This window comes from Rhodohalobacter sp., assembly GCF_034521535.1.
Classification (GTDB): domain Bacteria; phylum Bacteroidota; class Rhodothermia; order Balneolales; family Balneolaceae; genus Rhodohalobacter.
Map to the genome: position 1 here is coordinate 130,103 of NZ_JAXHMF010000006.1, position 11,260 is coordinate 141,362.

An 11,260-nucleotide genomic window follows, 5' to 3' on the forward strand; every position below is an offset into this window, starting at 1 on the left:
TGATATTATTGACTGCTGAAAATATCGGTCAGTTCTCTCTGTAAACCAAATCTACAGCAAGGTCCGGTTAAGAGAATGAATTCTTAGTCTAACGAAATCTTCAATACAGTCATGAACAGTAAAACAGAATATCGCTACAGAATGCCGGCCGAGTGGCATCATCACGCAGCTACACAGCTTCATTGGCCTTCCAATACGGATACTTGGCCAGGTGAAAGACTCGAAAGGGTGGAAGCCGTCTATTTGAATATAATTAAGGTGCTTCATCAGTACGAACCGATAATACTGTTGGTTGATGAACAACAATCGGTGAATGAAGTGAAGAATAAGTTGGAAGAGTATTCTGTTGATATGGCAAACCTGCATATCTACTCCTTACCCATAAATGACGTATGGGCCAGAGACTGCGGTCCGATATTTGTTCAACACCGGGACTTTTCTGACCGATATGCAATCACAGACTGGGAGTACAACGCCTGGGGAGAAAAATATCCGCCGTTTCAGGATGACAATCGGCTACCGGAATGGTTTGCACAGAAATTCAACCTGAAAAAATTCGAAACGGAAATGGTCCTTGAAGGGGGATCAATTGAAACAAACGGCAATGGAGTTTTATTGACAACAGAATCTGTTCTTTTGAACAAAAACCGGAACCCGGATCTTTCCAAAGAGGAAATTGAAGAATCCGTAAAGTATTACCTTGGAATGGATAAGGTAATTTGGTTAAAAAATGGTTTAGCCGGTGACGATACAGACGGACACATCGATGACCTGTCCCGTTTTGTAAATCAAAACACGATTTTAACAATGATAAGCCAGGATCCGTCTGATGTAAACTATGCCGTATTGAAAGAGAACTATGAAATTTTAAAAAGAGCAACGGATCAAAATGGAAATCCATTTAACATAATCACACTGATTTTGCCTCAAACCAAAATTGAAGGCACAACAGTAGACGGTTCAGAGTACGTACCTGCCAGTTACGCAAATTTCTACATTGCAAATGGAGTAGTACTTCTTCCTCTGTATGATGAACGCTACGATGAGGATGCTTTAAATCTATTGGCTGAGTACTTCCCGGACAGGGATATTGTAGGCATTGACTGCGCAGATTTAGTTTGGGGGCAGGGTAGTATTCACTGTATTACACAACAACTCTACGCGGTTGATTTCAAAGGATAGCCTGAAATTCTTTTTTTAATTATAGAGCTTCTATCAACTCCCAAAGTTCGTATTTAATAAGATCCCGGGTTCTGTAAATATGATCGAAAAACTCATTTATATCAGTATCGGGATGAGTATGTCTTATTAATTCCTCAGTAAAAGTAAACTCGATATCTTCGAGGTTGTCGTAGTAGTCAAGTGTTGAAAAATTATATCCATAGTTGAGTCCGCCGGGCATGAGAAGTTCATGCAGTTCCCATCCTTCCATCTGATCTCGGTCCATTCTCTCTTCATGCATGGGTAGTGCAATTTCATCTTCAAACATCTGATATTCATACTCATATCCCAGACCCACATTCATATAGTTCATTACAATATACCTGCTGGGGGAGAATGAACTGTCAGCGATAACACTGTTTCTTACCCTCCAAAGTTCGGAATGATTAGGTGATAAAAATCTCAAGTAGTCATCGGTTAAATTTTCTCTTTCATCTTGCGAAAGCTGATTTGAATACTGATCAAATACGTCTTCAAAGCCGGATATATCATCACTTATCGTAATAACTACATAATTATAGAACGAGTTTTGAGTTCCGGGATAGGTAACTTGATAAACATACCAGTCTTCTATGCTGCCGTTTTCCTTTCGTAACTCCTGAATAGATAAAAAAGTGGAAGAGATATGACGTAAAAAATCATCCTCCGAACTGTTTTCGATTTTCAGGTAATCGATGTGCATATATTTACCCTGCCGTTCCTGAGCGTTTGTCGAAAGAGCAAGAATCAAACAGACCAAAATAGTAAGAAGAGATATTCGAATCGGAGTGGCCATGGTATCCTCCATTCAGAATTAAAAGTTAATTTAATTAACAAAATTCTATCAACAATTCGAAGTGTTTGATCACTTTAAATCAAAATTATCGTACCGATATTGAAAATAAAGCTAAATAATTAAAATAACTGACACTCTAAATCAAGTCATACTACAGGAATCTTTTACGATCAAGTTAAAGGTATTTAAATCTATTCAGATCAATTAAGACGGTTTATATTTCCTTGTTACATTGTCTTTATACTTTCATATCTTCAGGCTAAAGTGTTTTTGTAACTATAATCTTACAAATGTCAACGATTTCAAACGAGAAGTACGAGGCTGTTATCGGGCTTGAAGTACATGCCCAGCTTTTAACCAACAGTAAAGCATTTGCGCCTGTGTCCGCCGAATATGGCTCGGCACCCAATACCCAGGTTACCCCGCTCTGCTTAGGCCATCCGGGAACTTTACCTGTCCTAAATGAAAATCTTGTTCGATACATCATTAAAATGGGTTTGGCTACTAATTGTAATGTAGCCGAAAAGTCTATTTTTGCCAGGAAAAACTATTTTTATCCTGATCTTCCGAAAGGCTATCAGATCTCCCAATATGACACTCCAATCTGTTTTGACGGCCATATTGATATCGAACTGGAAGAATACGACAAAAAAATTGGTATCACCCGTATTCATATGGAAGAAGATGCGGGAAAATCCATCCACGATCAGGATCCCTATCATACACTTGTTGACTTAAACCGGGCCGGAACACCACTTATCGAAATTGTTTCCGAACCGGACCTTCGCACTCCTCAGGAAGCGTATGCTTACCTCACAAAAATCAAACAGATTGTTCAGTATCTGGAAATTTGTGACGGAAATATGGAAGAGGGTAGTTTAAGGTGTGATGCCAACGTTTCTGTACGTCCCAGAGGACAAAAAGAGTTTGGCACGCGAACAGAGCTTAAGAACATGAACTCATTCCGGAATGTTGAGCGTGCAATTACTTACGAAATTGAACGCCAAATCGAATTGATAGAGTCAGGCGGTGAAGTTATCCAGCAGACCCTGTTATGGGATTCCAACAAGCTCGAAACCCGTAAAATGAGGAGCAAAGAGGAAGCTCATGACTATCGCTACTTTCCGGAGCCGGATTTACCGCCTGTAGTAGTCACTGAAGAACTCCTGGATGATATACGAAAAGACTTACCGGAACTGCCCAGTGTTCGATATCGTCGGTTTATTGATGATTTTGACCTGTCGGAAGATGTGGCTTATACGCTCACAGAAACCCGTCAGCTTGCTGATTATTATGAAAACACGTTGGTTGAGCTGAATGAACCAAAAGCCGTTGCAAATATTATTCTCACTGAGGTTTTAAGGGTGCTCAATGAGAAGAGTTTTACGATTCGTGACTTTTCAATATCGGAATCGAGGCTGGCGGATCTTGTACAATTAAAGTTGGACGACAAGGTAAATTCATCGGCAATGCAGGATATTTTTAATGCAATGCTTAATTCAAACAAATCCGCAGAAAATCTTGCTAAAGAGTTGAATTTGATTCAAGTTTCAGATTCAAACTTTATTGATCCGATCATTGATGAAGTCATATCAAATAATCCCGACGAGGTAGCTCGTTACAGAGATGGGAAAAAAGCTTTAATTGGCTTCTTTATCGGTCAGGTTATGAAACAGTCAAAGGGTAAAGCAAATCCGCAACAAGTTCGGGAGCGCATATCTGAAAAACTCGAAGAATAGGTTCGGCTTACTAAATCGATCTACAGAAAATTTTCATTATCAAAATTACTTTAATGAACTACAAAGCTGCTTTTATTTTATTTATTGCCGCTATTGTGATGTTTGGGTGCTCAAAAAAAGATTCAGAATTAAACGAAGCTTACATTAGTGGTAAGGTAACAGTCGACGAAAATCTGGACAGCACCGGAGACTACAGCGGAATTCAACTAATGGTCTCATTTCAAACAAGCGAAGATGAAGCACGCGACACTCTATTCCATGCTGTAACGGATGTTGATGGTAATTTTTCCGGAACTGCTCAGTTTGAAAATCGGGATCTCTACCCAATAATCGTTTCCAGAAATCAAAATACCTTTGGAATCCTAAACGTGGTTTTTGCTGACGGTGATTCCATCTCTATTCAAGCAGAACTGCCGAATGTAGATCAAACGGCTGAAATTTCTTCCAAAGAGAATGATGTGTTTAAGATCTATGAAAGGGTTGAAAGAAATTTTAATCGAGTAGCACAATACATCAATGCGGGAGCACTTTCTGAAGATAGTGTACTAGTTGAACTGCGAAACTGGAGTAATCTTTACTGGGATCTCTATAATGAACATAAAAACACATTCGCAGCAGAATTAGCCGGTAACATGTCGATTACCTTATTGAGTGGATGGAATGACTCACTGATGGTTGAGAGGGCAGAATCATTGATTGGTGCCCAAAGCAGTTTGCGATCTAACGGACGCTCTGTACTTGTTGATTACTATGCCGAAACTGAAGGCCTGGACAGGGCAATTTCATTTCTGAACAGAGTTGAAAATCTGTCAACAGAAAGGAACGCCATTATGACAACTCAAATGGATAAGATTGAAATACTCTACGACAGCTCCAGAACTTCTGAAGCTGCTGCTCAACTGGATCAGTTCCAGGAGCAGTTTAAAGACGTGCCATTGGCTATGGAGTGGGCAGAAAATATCAGTTATGATATAGAATTCTTAGCACCGGGCTCTCCATTTCCCGACTTTTCATTTGTAACCATTACGGGTGATTCGGTTACTACCAATAGTTTGGAGGGTGTTCCTTATATCATCGAGATTACAAGATTTGATAATCCATTGTATCAGCGACAATATGATCGTACAGTTGCTATCTATCAAATTTATAGCAACTTTGGTTTAGACATTATTACGGTTCCGGTTGCCACAAATCCGGTCATGTTTGAAGCGTTTTTTGAAGAACGGGACATGTTTTGGAAAGTGGTTCGGCCAGACTCATTTGATGCCGAAGAATTGATAGAGCGATTTAACATTACAAGGGTTCCTACCCGATTTTTGGTAAATTCAGACGGTCAAATTATCCGCCGTTATATTGGCGAAGAATATCAGGAAGTAGTACGAGGACTTCAGAACATAACATCAAGCAACTAATTTAAGATTATGAGAAAATTACTTATAGCAGGCAACTGGAAAATGAATGCGGGACCAACCGAGGCTAAAGTTTTAGCCGATGAAATGGCTGAAGTATGGAAAAATAAGGAGTTCAATCACGAAGCTTTGATCTGCCCTCCGTATGTATCACTGCCTTTTGTAGTCAAGAGTTTTAGAGATTCATTTTTTAAAACCGGTGCACAAAACGTATATACAGAAGATAATGGTGCTTTTACAGGTGAAATAAGCACATCTATGCTGAAAGAACTCACCTGCGACTATGTGATCTTAGGCCATTCAGAACGGCGTGAATATTTTCAGGAGTCGGATGAGTTTATCGCAAGTAAGGTTGTTAAATCGCTAAGCGATTCTATTCGGCCTATTCTATGCGTAGGTGAAAAGCTTGAAGAGCGTAAAGCTAATGAGCAGAAAACAGTTGTAGAAAAACAACTCAAAGCTGTTTTAAGTCAGGTAGATGAAAAACATGCGGAAGACTTTGTTGTGGCTTACGAACCGGTGTGGGCCATTGGAACAGGGGAAACCGCATCGCCGGAACAGGCGCAGGAGATGCACGCATTTATACGATCTTTAATTGCTGATAACTGGAGTCCTGAAGCCGCTGATAAAGTTCGAATTCTTTACGGTGGAAGCATGAAACCCGCAAATGCCGAAGAACTGCTCTCTCAAAAAGATGTAGACGGTGGTTTGATTGGAGGTGCAAGTTTGAAAGCAGACAGTTTTAGTGAAATCATGACGATTGCCGAGCAAACATCGAAATAATGGATACCAACTATAACGTTCTACTTATCGGTAGTGGCGGAAGAGAACATGCGATTGCGTGGAAACTGAGTAAATCACCCGATCTTGGCACGCTTTATAATGCTCCGGGTAATCCGGGAACAGCTGAGTTAGGACTCAATATCAAATTGAATACCGACCATTTTTCTTCCGTTGCCGATTTTTGTAAAGATCACTCGATCGATTTAGTTGTAGTGGGTCCAGAAGCACCATTAGTAAATGGAATTGTCGACTACCTTGAAAAAGAGGGAATTGCAGTATTCGGGCCCAAAAAATCTGCCGCAATGCTTGAGGGAAGTAAACAGTTTGCCAAGGAATTTATGGTCAAATATAAAGTTCCAACTGCGGATTATGCTGTTTTCTCTTCAGATGAATTTGATGATGCTTTAAAGTTTGTACAGTCTAAAGAGAGTTACCCGATTGTTTTAAAAGCAGATGGACTTGCGGCCGGGAAGGGTGTATTTATCTGTGATTCTGAAGAAGAGGTTAAAAAGCGACTGGATACACTTAAAAATGATGAAAAGCTGCAGGAAGCCGCCAACAAACTCGTTGTAGAAGAATTTATGGAAGGCGAAGAAGCTTCCGTATTTGTGATTGCTGATGGCCACACATCTCATATTCTTCATAATGCGCAAGATCACAAACGAATCGGTGAGGGAGACACAGGATTAAATACAGGAGGTATGGGAGCATATTCTCCTGCTCCCGTTTTAACTGACGAAATGCTTGATCTTGTAAAACACGAAATTATTGAGCGTACCATCACCGGTATGCAGTTAGAGGAAGCCGCCTATCATGGAATACTCTATGTAGGACTGATGATTACAAAAGACGGTCCCAAAGTTGTAGAGTATAACTGTCGTTTTGGAGATCCGGAGTGTCAGGCCATTTTACCACCTCTTGAAAACGATCTGCTGACGCTGATGATCGCTACTACGGAACAGCGGCTTGATGAAATTTCGATACAGTTGGATAATGACTACCGGTGCTGTGTAGTTCTGGCTAGTGATGGATATCCCGGATCATATCCGAAAGGAAAGGTTATTACGGGCATAAACTCAGTGGATGATGATTCTCTTGTTTTCCAAGCCGGTACAAAAAATGATGGGGATGATCTCGTTACCTCCGGCGGACGCGTATTAAGTGTTGTAGGGAAAGGAAATACACTTAAGAAAGCAATCGATCATGCCTATAAAAATGTTAATAAGATTGATTTCGAAGGTTGCTATTATCGCGAGGATATCGGCCATAAAGGCTTGAAACGAACTTCTTGATCCATTTCACAACAGTCGTTATTCAGTCTTGATGATATAAACCAAAAGTGTATTGACGCCGCTTCTGCCTTCTTAGGTAATACTCCTTTTTGATATACCTTTTATAAAATCCAGTAAATTCACTCAATCATTCTGATGAGTCAATCTCTACAACATCTCATTTTTGACTCTTCCGTTCCATTTGCTGAAAGAGCTGCTAGCGTCTTTAATTTTCAAAGATCCTCCAATTCAGTCTACTCAATATTTACTGAAGTTTTAGGTATCAGCGGGGATATTTCCAATGATTTTCCAATCCATAAAATCCCTTTAATTCCGATACGGGTATTCAAGGAGGGCGAAATAAAAAGTTATGAGGGAACTGCGGATCTGCTTTTTAAAAGCAGTGGAACCGGAAGCATGACTCAAAGCCGGCATTTTGTGAAAGACCGGTCCTTATATATAAAAGCTATAGAGAAAGAGTTTTATCGTCACTTTCCAAAAGAGAGCACGTCTCTACTTTGCTATACACCCGGATATGCAGAAAATCCTCACTCATCACTTATCTGGATGTTAAACCATCTTGTAGAAGAGGATCCCTCCGGGCTGAGTCGATTTCTTCCGCTGCAAAAACCTTTAAAAAAGGAATTAATACGAAATCTTATAGATTCAGGTCAAAGCATCGTTATTTTTGGAGCTGCATTTGGTCTTTTGGATCTAATTGAAGTGGGATCGGATTCTCTTCCGGAGTCAACGCACATTGTGGAAACAGGAGGGATGAAGACTCATCGCCGAGAAATCTCAAAAACAGAATTGCGAAACATGATTTCTGAGGGATTTGAAGTTCCTCAACATCATATTCACTCAGAGTACGGAATGTGTGAACTGTTAAGCCAAAGTTACGCCATAGGGGGAGAATGGTTTGAGGCTCCGGACTGGGTAAAAATTTCTGTACGTGATGCAGAAGATCCAACAAAAATTTGTGATCCTCTTGAGCCGGGTAAACTCGGAATCATAGATTTGGCAAACCTTTATTCTAGTTCATTTATTCTAACGGACGATATGGCCGTAATGGATGAATCAGGTCGATTTAAAGTTTTGGGCCGATGGAAAAAAGCTGAAATGAGAGGGTGTAATTTTCTAATCGATAGTGAATAAATGGTGACTGAGACTCGCGAACATATAAAAAATATTTCCGGTGCCATCGATGCCTGGCTGCAACCGGATAATCTCTCTCTGAAAAAAGCTATTGACCAAACAGTAGAAGAAAACCTCTTTGGGTTGGAGGACATAAAGCATCAAATACGTCATCTGAAATATTCGCTAACAGAAGATAATCTGTTGAAGTGGGCAGAAATAACGAATCTGAAAATATCCGGGCTTAAAGGCAAAAATATACTGTGCCTGCACGCCGGTAATTTACCTTTAGTTGGTCTTCAGGATTTGTTGGCAACTGTTCTAACGGGTGCAAATTATGTGGGTAAACTATCCAGAAAAGATCCATACCTGCTTCCAACATTGATTGAAAAACTGGATGATCATAAAATTAGTGGTGATAGGCACTATTCAGCAGATTTGAATGATTTTTCAAATAAAGAAGCAGATGCAGTTCTGTTCGCCGGCTCTGAAGACTCCGTGAATTCTGTAATTTCAAATCTCAAAGATTTAAATATTGTAGACTTTGAAACTCCAAGATTGATGAGGACTGCCCATTTTTCTATTGCGTTTATAAATGATCACAACAAAGAAACAATGGAAGACCTTGCTGAAGCAGTCTTCAGGTATGGCGGTACAGGATGTAGATCGGTAGCTATTGTCATAGCGCCTTTCAAATTGAAAAGCCAAAAATGTCATCTCACAGATTATTTTGAAATATTTTGGCTGAAAAATCCTCAACACGAGAAACCGGATCAATCCCTTTTTTATAGGTTTGCGACCAACAAAGCATTGGGGATAGACCAGGCTTGGTTAAACGATTTTCTGATTGAAGAGAGACTTTCAAAACCAACAGATAAGTTTGTGCTGCAGTGGATTCAGGGAGATGAAGATACACTGAAAGATATTGTTGATAAGTTTAAAGACGGACTGCAAACGGTCTACACAACCTCAGAATCTCAAATGGCAGATTTCAAGAAGGAATTGGAGACGGAAACAGATCTTCTTTCTAAAGCGCAAACACCTGATATATGGTGGAAGCCTGATGGTATAGATACAATTACATGGCTGCAGAAAGAACTGGGGTAATGAGATTCGAATCTATAATTTAGATCTGATTTTCATACCTTAAGAATTCATTCAAGCGACTTTTCAACACAAAAACAGAGTTAACTTTTGGCGAAAAAAAGCAGTATAGATCTATTTAAAGAAGCCTTTCGCGAAATAAAAGGGCAAAAAGATATAAAGCCCATTTACTACCTGCACGGGGAAGAAGATTTCTTCAAAGACATGCTTCAAGAGGAGATAGCCAAATTTGTCCCGGATGAGCAAAAGGACTTTAACTTTGACTTGATTTACGGATCGGAATCCAATCCATCAAAGGTGCTCAGTATTGCCCGAAGCTATCCGATGATGGCCGATCGCAGGGTAGTTATTGTAAGAGACTTTATTAAACTTGGCGAAAAATCTGAAGATGGATCACTGAACGATTTCATCTCATACATTAAACAGCCAAATCCAACTTGTGTCTTATGCCTGATAGACTCAAAATTTCCGGATAAACGAACCGGCCTCGGCAAGGAACTTAATAACAACGATAAAGTATCAGAGTATAAGTTCGAAGAAGTTCCGGATTATCAGTTGCCCGACTGGATTTCCGATTGGACCAAAAACATTCACAAGAGGGAAATTAATCCTGCAGCTGCTCAGCTGTTGGCACAAATGGCCGGTCCGGATTTGAAGCTACTGTCCACTGAATTGGAAAAAGTGTGTACTTTTGTGGACACCGGAGAGCGTGTTGAAATTAACCATATTAAAAAAATTTCCGGCTCATATCGCGATTACAACGTCGTAGAGCTGAAAAATGCGGTGGTAAACCGGAATCTACATCAAGCACTTGGCATATCGGAACAGATATTGCAACACAATAATCACAGCGTTGGAGAAGTAATCAAAACGTTGGGGTTCTTTTACATTGTGTTTTGCAATATCTGGCGAATATGCAGGCTAACTGAAAAAGGTCTTTCCAAAGATCAGATTCAGACCGAACTGGGCATTAAAAACAATTACATTTTTAATGCCCAATGGAGGGAAGCCTCAAACTTCAGACTGGCAGAAATGCCGCGGATATTTGAAGCCTTGCTCGATGCAGATCGGGCAGCAAAAGGCTTCGGCACACTGGATACCTCATCGATATTTCTCCTTCTGCTTAAGCGCATCATCGGGTAAACGTATTAGCCCGGTGTTGCGGTAAACAAGCAACTAAAAAGGGGTAATACCATGAAAGCTTCTAAAGTATCCGATTTAAGACAAATGTCAGACGAAGATGTAATGGAACAACTGCAGTCAGGCGTAGTTGAGGCGTTCGACATCATCGTTCAAAGATACAAAGACAGGCTTCATAACTTTTTGTATCGCTACACACACAATCATGAAGACTGCGAAGATTTAGTGCAGGAAACCTTTTTGCGAGTTTACCGCAGCCGTCAATCCTACGAAAGAATCGCTAAACTCTCTACCTGGATGTATACTATTGCTTTGAACCTTGCTAAAAGCATGTACAAGAAGAAGCAACGTATGAGTTTGATATCCATCCATGCTGATGAATCAGATCCCGATGATCGTGAGATGCAGATTACAGATACTGTTATTCTCCAGGACGAAGAGCTTCACCTTAAATTAAGTGTTCAGGAGCTCGAAAGAGCACTTCAGGAGCTGAATGAGGACTTCCGGGAAGCTGTAATCCTAAGAGATATACAGCAATTGACTTACGAAGAAATTGCGGAAATTACTGACACAGCAATGGGTACAGTAAAATCCAGAATCAATCGTGGACGTCAACAACTGCAGGAAATTATCGGCAGTTATGTGAATTCGGAAACAATTTAATTAAACAGGAGTATGAATTTC

The 11,260-nt window shown here is 40.1% G+C and carries 10 protein-coding genes; 9 read left to right on the top strand and 1 reads right to left on the bottom strand.

Annotation, left to right across the window (positions count from 1 at the left end; genetic code table 11):
- Nucleotides 1-111 precede the first annotated feature (111 nt).
- Nucleotides 112-1,182 (top strand): agmatine deiminase family protein, encoded by a 1,071-nt coding sequence (locus U5K35_RS12865; RefSeq protein ID WP_322571896.1) that lies wholly within the window; start codon nt 112-114, stop codon nt 1,180-1,182.
- A 19-nt stretch (nt 1,183-1,201) separates the two neighbouring features.
- On the opposite strand, the gene U5K35_RS12870 is transcribed toward U5K35_RS12865, so the two are convergent.
- Nucleotides 1,202-1,996, bottom strand: coding sequence for a hypothetical protein (locus tag U5K35_RS12870; protein WP_322571897.1), 795 nt, complete (start codon nt 1,994-1,996; stop codon nt 1,202-1,204).
- A 290-nt stretch (nt 1,997-2,286) separates the two neighbouring features.
- Here U5K35_RS12870 and gatB point away from each other — a divergent pair, with 290 nt between their 5' ends.
- The 8 genes from gatB (at nt 2,287) to U5K35_RS12910 (ending at nt 11,239) form a co-directional block, all read left to right on the top strand.
- Nucleotides 2,287-3,735 (top strand): Asp-tRNA(Asn)/Glu-tRNA(Gln) amidotransferase subunit GatB, encoded by a 1,449-nt coding sequence (gene gatB / locus U5K35_RS12875; RefSeq protein ID WP_322571898.1) that lies wholly within the window; start codon nt 2,287-2,289, stop codon nt 3,733-3,735.
- A gap of 53 nt (nt 3,736-3,788) precedes the next feature.
- Nucleotides 3,789-5,147 (top strand): hypothetical protein, encoded by a 1,359-nt coding sequence (locus U5K35_RS12880; protein ID WP_322571899.1) that lies wholly within the window; start codon nt 3,789-3,791, stop codon nt 5,145-5,147.
- A gap of 9 nt (nt 5,148-5,156) precedes the next feature.
- Nucleotides 5,157-5,927, top strand: coding sequence for a triose-phosphate isomerase (gene tpiA / locus U5K35_RS12885; protein ID WP_322571900.1), 771 nt, complete (start codon nt 5,157-5,159; stop codon nt 5,925-5,927).
- A complete protein-coding gene (purD, locus tag U5K35_RS12890) occupies nt 5,927-7,219 on the top strand; it encodes a phosphoribosylamine--glycine ligase (RefSeq protein WP_322571901.1) in 1,293 nt (430 codons plus the stop codon). Before tpiA ends, purD begins: the two co-directional genes overlap by 1 nt.
- A 135-nt stretch (nt 7,220-7,354) precedes the next feature.
- The gene (locus tag U5K35_RS12895; RefSeq protein ID WP_322571902.1) at nt 7,355-8,353 is read left to right on the top strand and encodes a hypothetical protein; all 999 of its coding nucleotides are present in this window, start codon (nt 7,355-7,357) and stop codon (nt 8,351-8,353) included.
- Nucleotides 8,354-9,439: an acyl-CoA reductase gene (locus U5K35_RS12900; protein WP_322571903.1), complete on the top strand. Its 1,086-nt coding sequence runs from the start codon at nt 8,354-8,356 to the stop codon at nt 9,437-9,439.
- A gap of 87 nt (nt 9,440-9,526) precedes the next feature.
- The gene (holA, locus tag U5K35_RS12905) at nt 9,527-10,579 is read left to right on the top strand and encodes a DNA polymerase III subunit delta (RefSeq protein ID WP_322571904.1); all 1,053 of its coding nucleotides are present in this window, start codon (nt 9,527-9,529) and stop codon (nt 10,577-10,579) included.
- 51 nt (nt 10,580-10,630) lie between these two features.
- Nucleotides 10,631-11,239 carry a sigma-70 family RNA polymerase sigma factor gene (locus U5K35_RS12910; protein ID WP_322571905.1) on the top strand — a complete coding sequence of 203 codons (609 nt, stop codon included), beginning with the start codon at nt 10,631-10,633 and terminating at the stop codon, nt 11,237-11,239.
- Nucleotides 11,240-11,260 lie beyond the last annotated feature (21 nt).